The sequence below is a fragment of the Pseudomonas arcuscaelestis genome (genome assembly GCF_016881005.1).
Taxonomy (GTDB): Bacteria; Pseudomonadota; Gammaproteobacteria; order Pseudomonadales; family Pseudomonadaceae; genus Aquipseudomonas; species Aquipseudomonas arcuscaelestis.
The window spans coordinates 27,301-46,802 of the sequence record NZ_JACOPV010000020.1; the positions used below are offsets into that span (position 1 = coordinate 27,301).

Consider the following 19,502-nt stretch of genomic DNA (forward strand, 5'->3'; position numbering starts at 1 on the left):
TCTGAGAGGGCTGTCCAAGCCTGAAATTTCCGGTTTCAATACGCCTATGCCAAACTAACCCTTATATAGACAAGGTGAACCCCTCCTAATGGCCGATTGGCAGTCCCTCGATCCCGAGGCCGCTCGTGAAGCGGAAAAATACGAAAACCCTATTCCTAGCCGTGAGCTGATCCTGCAGCGTCTGGACGAGCGTGGCTCGCCGGCTGCCCGTGAACAGTTGGTCGAAGAGTTCGGCCTGACCACCGAAGACCAGATCGAAGCCCTGCGCCGCCGCCTGCGAGCAATGGAGCGTGACGGCCAGTTGATCTATACCCGGCGTGGCACCTATGCCCCGGTTGATAAGCTGGACCTGATCCTTGGGCGCATCTCCGGTCACCGTGATGGCTTCGGTTTCCTGATTCCGGATGACGGCAGCGACGATCTGTTCCTCAGCCCTGCGCAAATGCGCCTAGTGTTCGACGGCGACCGTGCCCTGGCCAGGGTTTCCGGCCTGGACCGCCGAGGACGCCGTGAAGGCGTGGTGGTCGAAGTGATCTCCCGTGCCCACGAAACCATCGTCGGTCGTTATTTCGAAGAAGGCGGTATCGGCTTCGTTACCCCGGACAACCCCAAGGTTCAGCAGGAAGTGCTGATTACCCCGGGTCGTAATGGCGGTGCGAAGATCGGTCAGTTCGTCGAAGTGAAGATCACCCATTGGCCGACGCCGCGCTTCCAGCCTCAAGGCGATGTTACCGAAGTGGTCGGTAACTACATGGCGCCGGGCATGGAAATCGACGTTGCTCTGCGCAGCTATGATATCCCGCACGTCTGGCCTGAGGCGGTGATCAAAGAAGCCCGCAAGCTCAAGCCAGAAGTCGAAGAAAAAGACAAAGAGCATCGCATCGACCTGCGTCATCTGCCGTTCGTCACCATTGACGGTGAAGATGCTCGCGACTTTGACGATGCGGTCTACTGCGAGAGCCTGGGCAAATTGCGCCTGTTCTCCGGTGGCTGGCGCCTGTACGTGGCGATTGCCGACGTTTCCAGCTATGTGCGTCTGGGTTCTGCCCTGGATAACGAAGCCCAGGTGCGTGGTAACTCGGTTTACTTCCCCGAGCGCGTGATTCCGATGCTGCCGGAGGAGCTCTCCAACGGCCTGTGCTCGCTGAATCCGCACGTCGACCGCTTGGCGATGGTCTGTGAAATGACCATTAACAAGTCCGGGCAGATGGTTGATTACCAGTTCTACGAGGCGGTGATCCACTCCCATGCACGCCTGACCTACAACAAGGTCAGCAGCATGCTCGAGCAGGCGCGTACCCGTGAGGGCAAGGCGCTGCGCGAGCAGTACAGTGAAGTGGTCCCGGACCTCAAGCAGCTCTATGCCCTGTACAAAGTGCTATTGGCCGCCCGTCACACGCGTGGCGCCATCGACTTCGAAACCCAGGAAACCCGGATCATCTTCGGTTCCGAGCGCAAGATCGCCGAAATTCGGCCGACGGTGCGTAACGATGCCCACAAGCTGATCGAAGAGTGCATGCTGGCAGCCAACGTGGCCACTGCCGAGTTCCTCAAGAAGCACGAAATTCCGGCGCTGTACCGTGTTCACGATGGTCCGCCACCTGAGCGCCTGGAAAAGCTGCGCGCTTTCCTTGGCGAACTGGGGCTGTCGTTGCACAAAGGCAAGGATGGTCCGTCGCCCAAGGACTACCAGGCCCTGCTGGCCCAGATCTCTGATCGCCCGGATTTCCACCTGATCCAGACCGTGATGCTGCGCTCCTTGAGCCAGGCGGTGTACAGCGCTGACAACAACGGCCACTTCGGCCTGAATTACGAGGCGTACACCCACTTCACCTCGCCGATCCGCCGTTATCCGGACTTGCTGACTCACCGCGCTATCCGCAGTGTGATCCGTTCGCGCCAGGATACGCCGCACGTCAAGCGTGCCGGCGCCCCGAGCATTCCCAAGGCGCGGATCTATCCGTACGACGAGGCGACCCTGGAGCAGCTTGGCGAGCAGTGCTCGATGAGCGAGCGACGCGCTGACGAGGCCACCCGCGACGTAGTCAACTGGCTCAAGTGCGAGTACATGAAAGACCGCGTCGGCGAAAGCTTCCCGGGCGTGATCACTGCCGTGACCGGTTTTGGTCTGTTCGTCGAGCTGACCGACATCTACGTCGAAGGCATGGTGCACGTCAGCGCCTTGCCGGGGGATTACTACCACTTTGATCCTGTGCACCACCGCTTGGCCGGTGAGCGCACCGGTCGCAGCTTCCGCCTGGGTGACACGGTTGAAGTGCGGGTCATGCGTGTCGATCTCGAACAGCGCAAGATCGACTTCGAGATGGCCGAAAACACCCTCAAGGCGCCAATCGGTCGCAAGCAGCGTTCCGAAGGCGTGCGCCCGCAGGACGGCAAGCCTGTCCCGGTGCTCGACAAGGCGGAAGCGCCGAAGGCCGAGCCTGCGCGTCGGAGCAAGAAGAGCGAAACTGCCGAAGCTTATTTCCCTTCGCACGCGGCGGCGAAAAACGCCGAAGTGCGCAAAAGCCGGGAAATGAAGAAGGCGCTGATGTCCGATGCCAAAAGCTCAAGCGGCAAGTCGTCCTCCAAGGCCGGCAAGTCGTCTGAGAAGCCGAGCAAGCATCGCAAGGGGCCGCCCAAGGCGAGCTCTGGATCACGTAAACCCAAGGCCAAGTCATGAGTCAGTTGGAAAAAATCTATGGCGTTCACGCCGTAGAAGCCCTTTTGCGTCATCACCCCAAGCGGGTCAAGCAGATCTGGCTGTCGGAAGGTCGTAGCGATCCGCGTGTCCAGGTCATCGTCGACCTGGCCGGGCAAAACCGCGTTGCGGTCGGCCAGGCCGAGCGCCGTGAGATGGACGCCTGGGTCGAAGGCGTGCACCAGGGTGTCGTCGCTGAGGTCAGCCCGAGCCAGGTGTGGGGCGAGGCAATGCTCGAAGAGCTGCTCGACCGCACTGAGGGCGCACCGTTGATTCTGGTGCTCGACGGCGTCACCGACCCGCACAATCTGGGTGCCTGCCTGCGTACAGCAGATGCAGCCGGTGCCCTGGCAGTCGTTGTGCCCAAGGACAAGTCGGCAACCCTGACGCCGGCTGTGCGTAAGGTTGCCTGCGGCGCCGCCGAGGTTATCCCGTTGGTGGCCGTGACCAACCTTGCGCGCACACTGGAGAAGCTCCAGCAGCGTGGCCTGTGGGTCGTCGGTACGGCCGGTGAGGCCGAGCAGGAGTTGTACCAGCAGGACCTGACCGGGCCGACCATTCTGATCATGGGGGCCGAAGGCAAAGGCATGCGTCGCCTGACCCGCGAGCACTGCGACTTCCTGGTCAAGCTGCCAATGGCTGGCAGCGTCAGCAGCCTGAACGTGTCGGTGGCCACGGGCGTATGCCTGTTCGAAGCCGTTCGTCAGCGTAACGTCAAGAAGCAGTAACAAGCTTCAGGCTGCAAGCCGCAAGGTGTGGTGTTTCCCTGGAAAGTGCACTGATCTTGTGGCTTGCAACTGTTCAAATCTTCACCAATGACCTTGCTTGTCCTTCGGCGCTTCTCTACAATTGCGCCCCTTGCCATGTCGGCAGGCGTTCACGCGCCTTCAGCCAAGGCAAGACATACAGTGTCATTCACTCCTTGTCTGACCACCCTGGTGGCAGACTACAACCCGTAAGGAGCATTCATGCGTCATTACGAAATCATCTTTCTGGTCCACCCTGACCAGAGCGAGCAAGTCGGCGGCATGGTTGAGCGTTACACCAAGCTGATCGAAGAAGACGGCGGCAAGATCCACCGTCTGGAAGATTGGGGCCGTCGTCAACTGGCCTACGCAATCAACAATGTTCACAAGGCTCACTACGTGATGCTGAACGTTGAGTGCACTGGCAAGGCCCTGGCCGAGCTGGAAGACAACTTCCGCTACAACGATGCCGTGATCCGTAACCTGGTCATCCGTCGCGACGAAGCCGTCACCGGCCAATCCGAGATGCTCAAGGCTGAAGAAAACCGCAGTGAGCGCCGTGAGCGTCGCGACCGTCCTGAGCATTCTGACAGCGCCGATGGCGATGACAGCAATGACAGCGACAACAGCGATAACGCTGACGAGTAATCCACGGACCTTTTGAGGAGCCTATTACATGGCACGTTTCTTCCGTCGTCGTAAATTCTGCCGCTTCACTGCTGAAGACGTGAAAGAGATCGATTACAAAGATCTCAACACCCTGAAAGCTTACGTATCCGAAACCGGCAAGATCGTTCCAAGCCGTATCACCGGTACCAAAGCTCGTTATCAGCGTCAGCTGGCTACCGCTATCAAGCGCGCCCGCTTCCTGGCCCTGCTGCCCTACACCGACAGCCACGGCCGCTGAGACCGGGTCGTCGACAGGTAGCAAAGGATAGAATGCATGCGTGCCTTAGCTGATTTCATCATGCGCGGTCGCGTGCAAGCCACCCTGGTGGTGGTGGGTTGTGCGGCGTTGCCGCTGTTGTTCTGGTTGAGTGCCGCCGCTGGGAGCCTGGTGTTCCTGCGGCGCGGTTTCAAGGACGCCTCCGCAGTCCTCGCCTGGGCATTATTGCCGGCGTTGGTGTGGTGGTTCTTCGGCGAGCCGCGCACCTTGATGGTGTTGCTGGGTACGCTGGGTCTGGCTGCGCTGTTGCGCGCCGGACAGTCCTGGAACCGGGTGCTGTTGTTCAGCATCGCGATGGGCCTGGTGTATGGGGTTGTTCTGGGTTCGGTGTTCCGCGAACCGATCGAAGCGCTTGCTGGCGTGCTTGAAAAAGCCCTGCCGCAGATGCTCGACGGTCTCTACCAACAATTGTCGGTAGAAGAGCGGGCCCGCCTGGGTAGCTTGATCGCACCTGTGCTCATTGGCCTGATAGCGGCATTGATGCAAGCCGTCAGTGTGCTGGCCCTGATGTTGGGTCGTTACTGGCAGGCAGTGTTGTATAACCCGGGAGGTTTTGGTCGCGAGTTTCAAGCGGTCAGGCTTCCTCTGGTGCCAACGCTGGTATTGGTGGTGCTCATGCTGGTGGGACCGAATTTCGGTTCTGAACTGGCGATGTTGACGCCGCTGTGCAGCGTGCCGCTGATGTTCGCAGGGCTTGCCCTGATGCATGGGCTGGTGGCGCAAGGTCGACTGGGCAAGTTCTGGTTGGTCGGGATGTACGTGACACTCCTGCTGTTTATGCAGCTGACTTATCCGTTGCTCGTGGTTTTGGCCATTGTCGACAGCCTGATTGATTTTCGCGGTCGCAAGGCACCCCCTAAAGGTGCTGACAACGATTCCGCGAACGGTGAAGGTTAAAAGTTAAGAGGTTTATACCAAATGGAACTGATCCTGCTGGAAAAAGTCGCCAACCTGGGCAACCTGGGCGACAAGGTAAATGTTAAGGCCGGTTACGGTCGTAACTTCCTGCTGCCATTCGGCAAGGCTACCGCTGCGACCGCCGCCAACCTGGCTGCGTTCGAAGAGCGTCGTGCCGAGCTGGAAAAACTGGCTGCAGACAAAAAAGCTTCGGCTGAAACCCGCGCTGCCCAACTGGCCGAGCTGGAAGTGACCATCACTGCCACCGCCGGTGACGAAGGCAAGCTGTTCGGTTCGATCGGCACCCACGACATCGCTGACGCTCTGACCGCCTCCGGCGTTGAAGTGGCCAAAGCTGAAGTTCGTCTGCCGAACGGCACCATCCGTAACGTCGGCGAATACGACGTTGCCGTGCACCTGCACAGCGACGTTGAAGCCACCGTTCGCGTGGTTGTTGTCGCAGCCTAAGCTGTACCAATCGGCTAGCACCTTGAGTGTCAGCCGGTTAACATCGGGCACGATCCTGCTTTGCAGGTCGTGCCCTTTGTCTTTTTCATCACCCTGATTCCTGCGTGGCCATGAACGAGATTACCGCCCCCGAGCAATATGATCTGCAAACCTCTGCCCTGAAGGTGCCTCCGCATTCCATCGAGGCCGAACAGGCCGTGCTCGGTGGCCTGATGCTGGACAACAACGCCTGGGAACGAGTGCTCGATCAAGTTTCTGACGGCGATTTCTACCGGCATGACCACCGTCTGATCTTCCGCGCCATCCATAAGCTTGCTGACCTGAACGCCCCGTTCGACGTGGTGACGCTGCACGAGCAGTTGGACAAGGAAGGTGTCAGTTCGCAAGTCGGTGGCCTGGGTTACTTGGGCGAGTTGGCCAAGAACACCCCATCGGTAGCCAACATCAAAGCCTATGCCGCGATCATCCGCGAACGGGCAACGCTGCGTCAGTTGATCAGCATCAGCAACGAGATTGCCGATAGCGCCTTCAACCCGCAGGGGCGTAATGCGGCAGAGATTCTCGATGAAGCCGAGCGACAGATCTTCCAGATCGCAGAGGCACGGCCGAAAACCGGTGGCCCGGTAGGGGTCAATGACCTGCTTACCAAGGCCATCGACCGTATCGATACCTTGTTCAATACCGATAGCGCCATTACCGGCCTGTCCACCGGCTATACCGACCTCGATGAGAAGACCAGCGGCCTGCAGCCAGCTGACTTGATCATCGTTGCTGGCCGTCCGTCCATGGGTAAGACCACCTTTGCCATGAACCTGGTCGAAAACGCCGTGTTGCGTAGCGACAAGGCGGTGTTGGTCTACTCCCTGGAGATGCCAGGCGAATCGCTGATCATGCGTATGCTGTCGTCCCTGGGGCGCATCGACCAGACCAAGGTGCGTTCCGGTCAGTTGGAAGACGATGACTGGCCGCGCCTGACCTCAGCGGTCAACCTGCTCAACGACCGTAAGCTGTTCATCGACGATACCGCAGGCATCAGCCCTTCGGAGATGCGTGCGCGTACCCGCCGCCTGGTGCGTGAGCATGGTGAAGTGGGCCTGATCATGATCGACTACCTGCAATTGATGCAGATTCCAGGTTCCAGCGGTGACAACCGTACCAACGAGATTTCCGAGATCTCGCGCTCGCTCAAGGCCCTGGCCAAGGAATTCAATTGCCCGGTCGTGGCACTGTCGCAGCTCAACCGTTCCCTTGAGCAGCGGCCGAACAAGCGCCCGGTGAACTCCGACTTGCGTGAATCGGGTGCGATCGAGCAGGACGCCGACGTCATCATGTTCGTATACCGTGATGAGGTCTATCACCCGGAAACCGAGCATAAAGGCATCGCCGAAATCATCATCGGCAAGCAGCGGAACGGGCCGATCGGGTTTATTCGCCTGGCCTTCATCGGCAAGTACACGCGCTTTGAGAACCTGGCGCCGGGTAGTTACAACTTCGACGACGACGAGTAAGCCAATTCGAGCAATTCCGACCTTTAACGTCGGAATTGGTCAAAATTTGTGCTATATTCCGCGCCCGCGATTTTTCATCGATTAGCCACCGGTCACTGACATGCAAGCAGCCAAACCACTTTTCGACTATCCCAAGTACTGGGCCGAATGCTTCGGACCAGCACCGTTCCTGCCAATGAGCAGGGAGGAGATGGATCAGCTCGGCTGGGATTCCTGCGACATCATCATCGTGACCGGTGATGCCTACGTCGATCATCCGTCGTTCGGCATGGCGATCATTGGCCGCCTGCTTGAAGCCCAAGGCTTTCGCGTGGGCATCATTGCCCAGCCGAACTGGCAGTCCAAAGACGACTTCATGAAGCTTGGCGAGCCGAACCTGTTTTTCGGCGTCGCGGCCGGCAACATGGACTCGATGATCAACCGCTACACCGCCGACAAAAAGATTCGCTCCGACGACGCCTACACGCCGGGCGGCCTGGCCGGCAAGCGTCCGGACCGCGCGAGCCTGGTCTACAGCCAGCGCTGCAAGGAAGCCTACAAGCATGTGCCTATCGTGCTGGGTGGTATCGAAGCCTCCCTGCGCCGTATCGCTCACTACGACTACTGGCAGGACAAGGTTCGTCATTCGATCCTGATCGACGCCTGTGCCGATATCCTGCTGTACGGCAACGCCGAGCGCGCCATCGTGGAAGTCGCCCAGCGCCTGTCCTTTGGCCAGAAGATCGAAGACATCACTGATATTCGGGGCACGGCTTTCATTCGACGCGACACGCCGCAAGGCTGGTTCGAAGTCGACTCCACGCGTATCGACCGTCCGGGCAAGATCGACAAGATCATCAACCCGTACGTTAACACCCAGGACACCCAGGCCTGCGCCATCGAGCAGGAAAAAGGTCCGGACGAAGATCCCAACGAAGCCAGGGTCGTACAGATTCTGGACAGCCCGCGCATGACCCGTGACAAAACGGTCATTCGTCTGCCATCGTTCGAAAAGGTCCGTGCGGATGCCGTGCTCTATGCCCACGCCAACCGGGTGTTACACCTGGAGACCAACCCGGGCAATGCCCGCGCGCTGGTACAGAAGCACGGTGAGGTTGATGTATGGTTCAACCCGCCACCCATTCCGATGACCACCGAAGAAATGGACTATGTGTTCGGCATGCCCTATGCGCGCATCCCGCACCCGGCGTATGGCAAGGAGAAAATTCCGGCCTACGACATGATCCGTTTTTCGGTGAACATCATGCGCGGCTGCTTCGGCGGTTGCACCTTCTGCTCGATCACCGAGCACGAAGGACGCATCATCCAGAACCGATCCCACGATTCGATCATTCGTGAAATCGAAGAAATTCGCGACAAGGTTCCAGGTTTTACCGGTGTCATTTCCGACCTCGGTGGCCCTACCGCGAACATGTACCGTATTGCCTGCAAGAGCCCCGAAATCGAATCGGCGTGCCGCAAGCCATCGTGCGTGTTCCCGGGTATCTGCCCGAACCTGAACACCGACCACTCGGCCCTGATCAAGCTGTATCGCAGCGCACGTGAACTGCCAGGGGTGAAAAAGATCCTCATCGCTTCCGGCCTGCGTTACGACCTGGCGGTGGAATCGCCGGAGTACGTCAAGGAACTGGTGACCCACCACGTTGGCGGCTACCTGAAAATTGCTCCGGAGCACACCGAGGAAGGCCCGCTGAATCAGATGATGAAGCCGGGTATTGGCAGCTACGACCGCTTCAAGCGCATGTTCGAGAAGTACTCAAAAGAGGCAGGTAAAGAACAGTACCTGATCCCGTACTTCATCGCCGCGCATCCGGGTACCACCGACGAAGACATGATGAACCTTGCCTTGTGGCTCAAGGGCAATGGTTTCCGTGCCGACCAAGTGCAGGCGTTCTACCCGTCGCCGATGGCCTCGGCCACGGCCATGTACCATTCCGGCAAGAACCCGCTGCGCAAGGTTACCTACAAGAGTGATCCAGTAACCATCGTCAAGAGTGAGCAGCAGCGTCGCCTGCACAAGGCGTTCCTGCGCTATCACGACCCGAAAGGCTGGCCGATGCTGCGTGAAGCACTGGAACGCATGGGGCGTGCCGACCTCATTGGTCCAGGCAAGCACCAGCTGATCCCGCTGCACCAGCCGTCTACCGACAGCTACCAGAGTGCTCGACGCAAGAACTCCACGCCAGCGGGTAGCCACAAAGTGGCCAAGGAGCAGAAGATCCTTACCCAGCACACGGGTTTGCCACCGCGCGCCAGCGACGGCTCAAATCCGTGGGACAAGCGCGAGCAAGCCAAGGCTGCGGCATTTGCCCGCAACCAGCAGGCCGCCAAAGAGCGTAAAGAAGCTGCCAAAGGCGGTAAGGGCGGTAAGAAGCCCGCCCGCCAACCGGCAGTGCCACGCTAGTCAGCATTTCCCTGGGAATGGGAGCGGGCTTGCCCCGCGATGAGGCCAGCGCACCCTGCAACAAAAAGGGGGTGCCGGATCACGTTGTTCCCGTGCAGTTTTTTCTGGAAAAGCCTCATATCTGTGCAACGCTTGCACGGCAGCCTCTGTGCGGTGCGCTTTTGGTGCGCCTGAACGAGTTGCAGGCCGGAATTCGCTGACTTGGCCATATGGCACATGTCTTGCGCGGTTCCGCTCTCTGAATCGACTTGCAGACTCCGATCACCGCCATGCCTGACTTGTTTGATGCCTACCGGCCAACTCCGGGTGCTTACCACGAAATGCTTGATGGCCAAGGCAAGGTCCGAGGTCACTGGCAGCCGGTATGCGATTACCTGCAGCGCAGCGGCCCGGCACAGTTGGCCCAACGACAAGCGTCACTGACTCGCCAGCTCCGCGAAAACGGCGTCACTCACAGCATTTATGCCGACCCCAAAGGCGCCGACCGCCCCTGGGAACTGGATCTGTTGCCGCACCTGATTCCTGCCGCCCAGTGGCAGGAACTGGCCTCGGGCATCGCCCAGCGTGCGCGTCTGCTCAATGCAGTACTGGCCGACGTCTATGGTCAGCAACAGCTGATCCGTAACGGGTTGCTGCCAAGCGAGCTGATCTATGGTCACAACAATTTCCTCTGGCCCTGCCAAGGGATCAGCCCGCCGGGGGGGACCTTTCTGCATGTCTACGCGGTGGACCTGGCGAGGGCACCGGATGGGCGCTGGTGGGTAACGGCTGATCGCACCCAGGCGCCTTCCGGGGCAGGTTATGCACTGGAAAATCGGACCATTGTTTCCCGTGCGCTGCCTGAGTTGTATCGAGACCTGCGGGTTCAGCATCTGGCAGGTTTTTTCGGTGCATTGCAGCAGACGCTGATGCGCCTGGCGCCCAGCGAGAAAGAGGTGCCGCTGGTAGTCTTGCTAACGCCTGGCCGTTTCAATGAAAGCTATTTTGAGCATCTGTACCTTGCCCGCCAATTGGGCTACCCGCTGGTAGAGGGCGCAGACTTGACCGTGCGCAACGCCACGGTCTTTCTCAAGACGCTCAGCGGTTTACGCCGGGTGCACGCAATCATGCGCCGCCTGGACGATGATTTCTGTGATCCACTGGAGCTGCGCACTGATTCGGCGCTCGGCGTTCCCGGATTGCTCGATTCAGTGCGTCAGGGGCGTGTTCTGGTAGCTAACGCCTTGGGGGCCGGGGTGCTGGAATCGCCAGGCTTGCTGGGCTTTTTACCCGCTATCAACCAGCACCTGTTTGCCGAAGAACTCAGCTTGCCGTCGATAGCCACGTGGTGGTGCGGCGAGCCTCTGGCGATGGAGCAAGCACTGGAGCAGCTCCCGCAGTTGCTGGTGAAACCGGCGTTTCCTTCGCAGAGCTTCAATCCAGTATTGGGTCGCGAGTTGAACGAGGCCGAGCGCCAGGCGCTTTGCCTGAGGATTCAGGCCCGCCCTTATGCCTATGTCGCTCAGCAACTGGCGCAGTTGTCGCAAGCACCGGTATGGCAGCAGGACCAAGGCCAATTGCGGTCACGGGCCATTGGTATGCGGGTTTATGCAGTGGCAACGGCTGAGGGATACCGGGTCTTGCCGGGTGGCCTTACCCGAGTGGCCGCGCTGGCGGACGCTGAAGTGGTGTCGATGCAGCGTGGAGGCGCCAGCAAAGATGTCTGGGTGTTGGGGGACACGGCACCTGTGGATGAGCCGTGGCGGAGCGCGCAGACGCTTGGCGTGGCTGAGCTGGTGCGGCAAGACCCGTACCTGCCGTCACGCGTAGTAGAAAACCTGTTCTGGTTCGGACGTTATTGCGAACGCTGCGATGCCAGTGCGCGTTTGCTGCGGATCATCCTTACCCGTTATCTCGATGGCGACGATCCTCTGGCCCTGCAGGCCGCGGTGTCGCTGGCAGCTGAGCTTTCGTTGCTACCGCCCGAGGGCAGGCTGCCCGAGCGCTTGCACGCCGCCTTGGCCGACCGGGACTGGGCCTTCAGCCTCAGCAATAACCTGCAGCGCTTGCACTGGGCAGCGTCACAGGTGCGCGGCAAACTTTCGCGGGAAAACTGGCAGGCGTTGGTGGAGTTGCAACGCGAGGCGCAGAGCCTTGGCGATGACACGGCGGGCCTTGGGGAACAGGTAGATTTTCTCAACCGCTTGGTCATGTCGATGGCGGCGCTGTCGGGCTTTGCCCTGGATGACATGACCCGCGACGAAGGCTGGCGCTTTTTGATGATTGGTCGGCGCATCGAACGCCTGCAGTCACTGTGCAGCAGCCTGGCAGCTTTCCTGCGCGGGCCGGCGGTATACGATCAGGCTGGGCTTGAGTGGCTGCTGGAATTGGGTAACAGCAGCATTACCTACCGCTCACGTTATCTGGCGGTCGCACAACTGATTCCAGTGCTCGACCTGTTGCTGCTGGATGAACAGAACCCGCACGCCGTGATGTTCCAGCTCAACCTACTGGTGCGTACCTACCGACGCTTGTGCGAAGCGTTCGCCAGCCCCGTTGATCCGGGCCTGGCGTTGCTGGCTCAGCAGCTCAAACAGTTCGACTTGCGCAACCTTGAGGGGTCGTTGTTTGGCAGCGCGAGTGTTCATGCGGTGCTGACCGGGTTGGCTGACCTGTTGCAATCGGTTGCCACAGCCAGCAGTGATATTTCCGAGCGCCTGGCCCTTCGCCACTTTGCTCATGTCGACGATGTCAGTCAGCAAACGGTGTCGGTCTGATGAGCGCTCGTTATCATGTTGTCCACGACACCCATTATCGCTATGACAGTCCGGTGTCTCTTGCCCAGCAGTTGGCTCACCTGTGGCCGCGCGCGTGTGCCTGGCAGCGTTGTACGGCGCAGGCGCTCCAGGTCAGCCCCGAGCCGACACAGCGGCGGGACGAATGGGATGTGTTCGGAAATCCACTCACGCGCCTGGCCTTTGAACGCCAGCACGAGCAGTTGCGAGTGGTCGCACGCTTGCATATCGAAGTGTTGCCGCGAAGCGCTCCACAATTGAGCGTTTCACCGGCGTGGGAGCAGGTCCGTGATGCACTGAGCTATACCGGCAAGCCACTGTCGAGCGAGCATCTGCAGGCTTGTCGCTACCGTTTTGAATCACCCTATGTGCGTCTGAAGCAGCGCTTTGTGGCCTTCAGCGCGTCGTGTTTTGCCCCAGGCCGACCTTTGCTCGCGGGCTCCCAGGCATTAATGGAAAAAATTTTCAGCGAGTTCACCTTCGAGGCCGGCGCGACCCAGGTCGCTACGCCGTTGGAGCAAGTGCTTGAGCGCAGGCGGGGCGTTTGCCAGGACTTTGCTCACCTGATGCTTGCCTGCCTGCGCTCACGGGGACTGGCGGCGCGTTATGTCAGTGGTTATCTGCTCACCCGCCCGCCGCCCGGGCAACCGCGCCTTGTGGGGGCTGACGCCTCGCACGCGTGGGTGTCGGTATTTTGCCCACTCCAGGGCTGGGTCGACTTTGACCCCACCAACAACCTGCTGCCCGCGCTGGAGCACATCACCTTGGCCTGGGGCCGGGACTTCTTCGATGTGTCACCGCTGCGTGGGGTGATCCTCGGCGGCGGTACGCATGATCCGCAGGTGCAGGTTACGGTGATGCCGCTGGAAGACGGCCAGCCTTAGTCAGGCTTTTTGTCCACCCACTTGGGGGCGACCGGCGCCTGGTAGTTTTCCATGGCGTCGAGCAGTTCGCCGGGGGCGTCGGCAAGTTGCAGCATGGCGCGGTGTTGCGCACGCACAAAGCCTTCTTCCACCACGTGGTCGAGGAAACTGCCCAGTTTGCTGTAGAAACCGTTTACATCGAGCAGCCCCAGGGGCTTGGCGTGGTAACCCAGTTGGCCCCAGGTCCAGACTTCAAACAACTCTTCCAGGGTGCCCAGGCCGCCGGGCAGGGCGACGAATGCGTCGCTCAGTTCAGCCATGCGTGCCTTGCGCGCATGCATACCGTCGACGACTTCCAGGCGGGTCAACCCGGTATGGCCGATCTCGGCGCTTTTTAGAGCCTGCGGGATTATTCCGATAACTTCACCGCCAGCGGCCATGGCCGCGTCAGCAACGATGCCCATCAGGCCGACGGCACCGCCGCCGTATACCAGGGTGAGGCCACGCTGGGCAATGGTCTGGCCAAGGGCGATGGCAGCGTCGCGGTAGGCAGGATTGACACCAGTGCTGGCGCCACAGAATACGCAAATGGAACGTACAGGCATTTTATCTCTCCGATAACAGGCGCACAGAGAGTAAGGCGCATGCACGCCGCTTCCAAGGCCAGATATTACTCGGGACGACAGAACTCGCAGGTGGCCCCACTGGCGCCGCAGGCGTAGGCGGCCAACAAACTGTTCATCAAGCTGTTAAGGGGCATGGTTTTTACTCCTGAACGAGAGGTTGTTTCATCGTCCCGGAATGGCGCATGATGTGCACTTTGATTGGCTGTATACAATCCATAGAACAAATCTACTGCCCGGCGCTTTTCCGGCCTCTTGATTCATATCAGGGAAGGGATGAAGTGATTCAGGCAGTCTGCAAACTGATCAAAACCCTGCCAAGGAGATTCACGATGTTTGCCAAAGTTGTAGCTGTATCTTTGCTGACTCTGGCCAGCGCTCAGGTGTTTGCCGCTGAGTGTAAGGTTACCGTCGACTCCACCGATCAGATGTCCTTCAACACCAAAGACATCGCCATCGACAAAAGCTGCAAGACTTTCACCGTTGAACTGACTCACTCCGGCTCGCTGCCGAAGAACGTCATGGGCCACAACCTGGTGATCAGCAAAGAAGCTGACATGCAGCCAATTGCTACCGACGGCCTGTCGGCTGGTATCGACAAGCAATACCTGAAAGACGGTGATGCGCGTGTTATCGCTCACACCAAAGTCATCGGGGCTGGCGAGAAAGATTCGGTTACTTTCGACGTGTCGAAACTGGCAGCGGGCGAGAAGTACGGCTTCTTCTGCTCGTTCCCAGGTCACATCTCGATGATGAAAGGCACAGTTACTCTGAAGTAATGCGTTGCCTTTGAAATCGCGGGGCAAGCCCGCTCCTACAATTTTGTCTGTAGGAGCGGGCTTGCCCCGCGATGCTTTCATCAAGGTGCGAAAGGCATCTCGCGCTTGTGCCGGGTCTTCTCGTAGGTGCCCTTGATAATCTCGAAGGCTTCTTCGCTGACAGGCTCGCCGTGCAGGAACGCGTCGATCTGCTCATAGGTAACGCCGTGGGAAGCTTCGTCCGGTTTGCCTGGGGCCAGGTCTTCCAGATCTGCAGTCGGCACTTTCTCTACCAGTGACTCCGGGGCGCCAAAGCTGCGCGCGATTGCCCGCACCTGGTTTTTCACCAGGCCACTCAACGGGGCCAGGTCGCAGGAACCATCACCAAATTTGGTAAAGAAGCCCATCACTGCTTCGGCAGCATGGTCGGTGCCGATCACCAGGCCCTGACGAGCGCCGGCAATGGTGTACTGAGCGACCATACGCATGCGGGCCTTGGTGTTGCCAACCACGAAGTCGACCATCGCCGGCTTGCCGTTTTCCAGCGCCTGCACCTCTTTGGCCAGCGCCTGCACGGCCGGGGCGATGTTCACCGTGTGCAACTCGTCCGGCTGGATCACATCCAGGCACGCCTGGGCGTCGTGTTCATCCTGCTGCACGTGGTAGGGCAGGCGCACAGCGATGAAGCAATAGCCTGGGTCGCCGGTTTCGTTGCGCAGCTCATTGACAGCCCGTTGCGCCAACAGGGCTGCTGTCAGCGAGTCGACACCACCACTGATGCCCAGGACCAGGGTTTTCATCCGCGCGTTATTCAGGCATTGCTTGATGAATGCCACGCGCCGGGCCACTTCGGCATCGAGCGCGGCGCGGTCGGCGAATGGCGGCTGGACCTTGAGCGCTTGCGCGATCTCTCGCTGGACGGCTTGCATGAATTACTCCTTGGGCACTTTGAAGACATGGCGCAGGTAAGCGACGAAGTTTTCGTCGCGGCATTGGGTCTTGGCCGCCTCGTCGGAAATCTTGGCGACAGGCTGGCCGTTGCAGTCGGTCATTTTAAGCACGATGCTCATCGGCGCCACCCCTGGTATGTCACAGGTCAGGTTGGTACCAATGCCAAAGCTGACATTGATCCGGCCGCGCAGGGCACGGAAAATTTCCAGTGATTTGGTCAGGTTCAGGCCATCGGAAAACACCAGGGTCTTGGTCATCGGGTCGATACCCAGCTTGCGGTAGTGGGCGATGGCCTTTTCCGCCCAAAGCACCGGGTCGCCGGAGTCATGGCGCAAACCGTCGAACAGCTTGGCGAAGAACAGATCGAAGTCACCCAGAAAAGCATCCATGGTGATGCAGTCGGTCAGGGCGATACCAAGCAGGCCGCGGTATTCGCGCACCCAGCAGTCGAGGGCTGCGATCTGGCTGTCGATCAGTCGAGGTCCCAGTTGCTGATGGGCCATTATCCACTCATGGGCCATGGTCCCCAGGGGCTTGATATCCAGTTTTCGTGCCAGGTGAACGTTACTGGTGCCAACGAAACGCGCAGGGAATTCTTCCTTCAGCACCCTTACCACTTCTTCCTGAACCTTGTAGGAGAAGCGTCGGCGGGTGCCAAAGTCGGCTACCTGCAACTCGGCCAGTTCATCGCTGCTGGCATGGGCCCTGAGCCAGTCGAATTTGCGATACAGCTGGTCGCGCGCCTCGCTCAGCTTGACCAGTGGGTGGCGCTGACGGTTGCGCACTTCACTGATGATCGCCAGCAAGGGCACTTCGAAGAGGATTACATGCAACCAGGGGCCGCGGATGCGCAGGTACAGCTGGTCGTTCTCGATGCCCAGGTGCAGATAACGCAAATTGAAGCGAAACAGGCCAAGGAATCGCAGGAAGTCCGGCTTGATGAAGTTGATCTGCTCAAGAAATCCCAGTTGACCGTTGGCCAGGCTCAGCTCGCACAACTGGTCGATCTGTTCACGGATCTGCGCCAGGTAAGGGCGCAGGTCTTCGCCGTTGCGGCAGCGAAACTCCCACTCCACCTCGACGTTGGGATAGTTGTGCAGCACCGCCTGCATCATGCTCAGTTTGTAGAAGTCAGTGTCGAGCAGGTTCTGCACGATGCGGTCGGCGAAGGCGCTCTCGCTCATAAGGGGCTCCGTAAGGGGCGCGCGCCATCATCTGTCAGCAACGACACGCAGACCCTGCCATTGTGCCAGCCTTTTTCCGCAGGCGGGCGGGCACTCCAAGGGGTACATCGGTAGCAAGCAACTGTGGCAGCGCTTTTACACGACACCAGCTAGCCTGTAATGGTGCCCGCTGTAGCAGTCGCGCACCAAGGATGTGCAGATCGGTTACGCATCCTGTTACAGGCTGGTTGCACGTAAACACTTGCCGGGGTTGCAATGATGGCACTAGGCGGTTGCTCTTTCTGTTTGCAGGCGGTGGCGCTTTGCTTGAAGCAGACGGTTGCACGGCCAATAAAAAAAGGACGCGGTTCAAGCCCCGACGACTTCTTCACGAGTTTTTCCAGAATAAAAAACCAATGGCACGGCCCTTGCTCAGAGCAATTGCTGAACGTTGTAGTGCCAACCAAAAAAACTCCAAGGAGCACCACCTCATGTCGCAGACGTTTTACAAGAAAGGCTTTTTGGCCCTCGCCGTAGCTACGGCGCTGGGTGTTTCTTCGTATGTTCAGGCCGACATCAAGATCGGCGTAGCAGGCCCGATGACCGGTGCCAACGCAGCGTTTGGTGAGCAGTACATGAAAGGTGCCCAGGCAGCGGCCGATGCCGTCAATGCCGCGGGAGGGGTTAACGGCGAGAAGATCGTTCTGGTCAAAGGTGATGACGCCTGTGAGCCGAAGCAGGCCGTAGCGGTGGCCAACCGCCTGGTGGATCAGGACAAGGTTGCGGGTGTGGTTGGGCACTTCTGCTCGTCCAACACCATTCCTGCTTCCGAAGTGTACGACGAAGCCGGGGTCATAGCGATCACCCCAGGTTCGACCAACCCACAGGTTACCGAACGCGGCCTGAGCGCCATGTTCCGTATGTGCGGGCGTGACGACCAGCAGGGCATCGTCGCCGGCGATTACATCGTTGATGTGCTCAAGGGCAAGAAGGTCGTGGTGCTGCACGACAAGGATACCTATGGCCAGGGTCTAGCTGATGCCACCAAGGCTCAGTTGGCCAAGCGTGGCGTCACCCCGGTGCTGTATGAAGGCCTGACGCGCGGTGAGAAGGACTTCAGTGCCGTAGTGACCAAGATCCGTGCCGCGGGTGCCGACGTTGTGTACTTCGGCGGCCTGCACCCGGAAGCCGGCCCACTGGTTCGCCAGCTGCGTGAGCAAGGTCTCAAAGACGTCAAGTTCATGTCCGATGACGGTATTGTCACCGACGAACTGGTCACCACCGCCGGTGGCGCGCAGTTCGTCGATGGCGTGTACATGACCTTCGGCGCCGACCCTCGCCTGCTGCCAGACAGCAAGGCGGTGGTGGAGGAGTTCCGCAAGGCTGGCACCGAACCTGAAGGGTACACCCTGTATGCCTATGCCTCGGTCCAGGCGCTGGCTGCCGCTTTCAACGGCGCCAAGTCGAACAAAGGCGAAGATGCCGCCAAATGGCTCAAGGCCAACCCGGTGAAAACCGTGATGGGCGAGAAAAAATGGGACTCCAAAGGTGACCTGACTGTTTCCGACTATGTGGTCTACCAGTGGGATGCCCAAGGCAAGTACCACCAACTGGAAAAACAAAAATAACAACGGTATCCGACCCGGGCGCCTGCCCGGGTCGCTACCCGGTTTGCGCGGTACCTGTCTTTTCTCGTAGATCTGCACAACCCTGCGCTGCGAGGGCCGCTTGATCCGGGCCTCACCGTAGTCGGCGCTGTGCAATCTCAAATACGTGAGATTGCGTTATGGATGGTATTTTTCTGCAGCAACTGATCAATGGGCTGACCCTGGGGTCTGTCTATGGTCTGATCGCCATCGGCTACACAATGGTCTATGGCATTATCGGCATGATCAACTTCGCGCACGGCGAGGTTTATATGATTTCCGCTTACCTGGCGGCGATCAGTCTGGCATTGCTGGCTTACTTCGGTATCGAATCCTTCCCGCTGCTGATGCTCGGGACGCTGATCTTCACCATTGTGGTAACAGGCGTCTATGGCTGGACCATCGAACGCATCGCCTACAAGCCCCTGCGAAACTCCACCCGCCTGGCACCTTTGATCAGTGCCATCGGAATTTCGCTCATCCTGCAAAACTATGCACAGATCAGCCAGGGTGCACGCCAGCAAGGCGTACCGACCCTGCTCGAAGGCGCCTGGCGCCTGGAAGTGGGCACAGGCTTCGTGCAACTGACCTACACCAAGATATTTATCCTGGTCGCCGCTTTTGTCGGTATGGCCGCGCTTACCTACATCATCAAGTTCACCAAGTTGGGGCGCATGTGCCGTGCTACCCAGCAGGATCGCAAGATGGCTTCGATCCTGGGTATCAACACTGACCGGGTGATTTCCTATGTGTTCGTCATCGGTGCCGTGATGGCTGCGCTGGCGGGCGTACTGATCACCATGAACTACGGCACCTTCGACTTCTATGCCGGCTTCATCATTGGCATCAAGGCTTTCACCGCTGCGGTGTTGGGTGGCATCGGCTCTCTGCCGGGGGCCATGCTCGGTGGAATCATCCTTGGTATTTCCGAATCGCTTTTCTCCGGGATGATCAACTCCGACTACAAAGACGTGTTCAGTTTCTCCCTGCTGGTGCTGATTCTGATCTTCCGTCCCCAAGGCCTGCTGGGTCGCCCTCTCGTGGCGAAGGTGTAAGT

16 protein-coding genes are annotated in these 19,502 nt (G+C 59.3%); 13 read left to right on the forward strand and 3 right to left on the reverse strand.

Annotated features, from left to right (window positions below; genetic code table 11):
• The first annotated feature begins 88 nt into the window (after positions 1-88).
• The 10 genes from rnr to H8F21_RS25630 all read left to right on the forward strand — a co-directional run bounded on the left by rnr (position 89) and on the right by H8F21_RS25630 (position 13,325).
• On the forward strand, positions 89-2,680 hold the full coding sequence (gene rnr, locus H8F21_RS25585) for a ribonuclease R (RefSeq protein ID WP_203478785.1): 2,592 nt from the start codon (positions 89-91) through the stop codon (positions 2,678-2,680).
• Positions 2,677-3,426 (forward strand): 23S rRNA (guanosine(2251)-2'-O)-methyltransferase RlmB, encoded by a 750-nt coding sequence (gene rlmB / locus H8F21_RS25590; protein ID WP_203478787.1) that lies wholly within the window; start codon positions 2,677-2,679, stop codon positions 3,424-3,426. The genes rnr and rlmB overlap by 4 nt, the downstream gene beginning before the upstream one ends.
• A 240-nt stretch (positions 3,427-3,666) precedes the next feature.
• Positions 3,667-4,092: a 30S ribosomal protein S6 gene (rpsF, locus tag H8F21_RS25595; RefSeq protein WP_136478398.1), complete on the forward strand. Its 426-nt coding sequence runs from the start codon at positions 3,667-3,669 to the stop codon at positions 4,090-4,092.
• Between the two features lie 28 nt (positions 4,093-4,120).
• Positions 4,121-4,351 (forward strand): 30S ribosomal protein S18, encoded by a 231-nt coding sequence (gene rpsR / locus H8F21_RS25600; RefSeq protein ID WP_009403887.1) that lies wholly within the window; start codon positions 4,121-4,123, stop codon positions 4,349-4,351.
• 36 nt (positions 4,352-4,387) lie between these two features.
• Positions 4,388-5,287: a hypothetical protein gene (locus H8F21_RS25605; RefSeq protein ID WP_136478397.1), complete on the forward strand. Its 900-nt coding sequence runs from the start codon at positions 4,388-4,390 to the stop codon at positions 5,285-5,287.
• A gap of 21 nt (positions 5,288-5,308) precedes the next feature.
• Positions 5,309-5,755 (forward strand): 50S ribosomal protein L9, encoded by a 447-nt coding sequence (gene rplI, locus H8F21_RS25610; protein ID WP_136478396.1) that lies wholly within the window; start codon positions 5,309-5,311, stop codon positions 5,753-5,755.
• A gap of 110 nt (positions 5,756-5,865) precedes the next feature.
• On the forward strand, positions 5,866-7,263 hold the full coding sequence (gene dnaB / locus H8F21_RS25615) for a replicative DNA helicase (RefSeq protein WP_203478789.1): 1,398 nt from the start codon (positions 5,866-5,868) through the stop codon (positions 7,261-7,263).
• 100 nt (positions 7,264-7,363) lie between these two features.
• Positions 7,364-9,667 carry a YgiQ family radical SAM protein gene (locus tag H8F21_RS25620; protein WP_203478791.1) on the forward strand — a complete coding sequence of 768 codons (2,304 nt, stop codon included), beginning with the start codon at positions 7,364-7,366 and terminating at the stop codon, positions 9,665-9,667.
• 269 nt (positions 9,668-9,936) lie between these two features.
• On the forward strand, positions 9,937-12,423 hold the full coding sequence (locus tag H8F21_RS25625) for a circularly permuted type 2 ATP-grasp protein (RefSeq protein ID WP_203585613.1): 2,487 nt from the start codon (positions 9,937-9,939) through the stop codon (positions 12,421-12,423).
• Positions 12,423-13,325 (forward strand): transglutaminase family protein, encoded by a 903-nt coding sequence (locus H8F21_RS25630; RefSeq protein ID WP_203585614.1) that lies wholly within the window; start codon positions 12,423-12,425, stop codon positions 13,323-13,325. Before H8F21_RS25625 ends, H8F21_RS25630 begins: the two co-directional genes overlap by 1 nt.
• Here the strand turns inward: H8F21_RS25630 and H8F21_RS25635 are convergent.
• Positions 13,322-13,909: an LOG family protein gene (locus tag H8F21_RS25635; RefSeq protein WP_203478805.1), complete on the reverse strand. Its 588-nt coding sequence runs from the start codon at positions 13,907-13,909 to the stop codon at positions 13,322-13,324. The two genes, H8F21_RS25630 and H8F21_RS25635, sit on opposite strands and share 4 nt — an antisense overlap.
• Positions 13,910-14,259: 350 nt before the next feature.
• On the opposite strand from H8F21_RS25635, the gene azu reads away from it, so the two are divergent.
• Positions 14,260-14,706: an azurin gene (gene azu / locus H8F21_RS25640; protein WP_203478807.1), complete on the forward strand. Its 447-nt coding sequence runs from the start codon at positions 14,260-14,262 to the stop codon at positions 14,704-14,706.
• Between the two features lie 80 nt (positions 14,707-14,786).
• Here azu and nadE read toward each other — a convergent pair whose 3' ends face one another.
• Positions 14,787-15,614, reverse strand: a complete 828-nt coding sequence (gene nadE / locus H8F21_RS25645) for an ammonia-dependent NAD(+) synthetase (protein ID WP_203478812.1) — start codon at positions 15,612-15,614, stop codon at positions 14,787-14,789.
• Positions 15,615-15,617: 3 nt separating this feature from the next.
• A complete protein-coding gene (pncB, locus tag H8F21_RS25650) occupies positions 15,618-16,820 on the reverse strand; it encodes a nicotinate phosphoribosyltransferase (RefSeq protein ID WP_203585615.1) in 1,203 nt (400 codons plus the stop codon).
• A 470-nt stretch (positions 16,821-17,290) separates the two neighbouring features.
• Here pncB and H8F21_RS25655 point away from each other — a divergent pair, with 470 nt between their 5' ends.
• Entirely contained in the window at positions 17,291-18,427 is a 1,137-nt protein-coding gene (locus tag H8F21_RS25655) for a branched-chain amino acid ABC transporter substrate-binding protein (protein WP_203542841.1), read from the forward strand.
• Between the two features lie 158 nt (positions 18,428-18,585).
• Positions 18,586-19,500 carry an ABC transporter permease subunit gene (locus H8F21_RS25660; RefSeq protein ID WP_203478814.1) on the forward strand — a complete coding sequence of 305 codons (915 nt, stop codon included), beginning with the start codon at positions 18,586-18,588 and terminating at the stop codon, positions 19,498-19,500.
• Positions 19,501-19,502 lie beyond the last annotated feature (2 nt).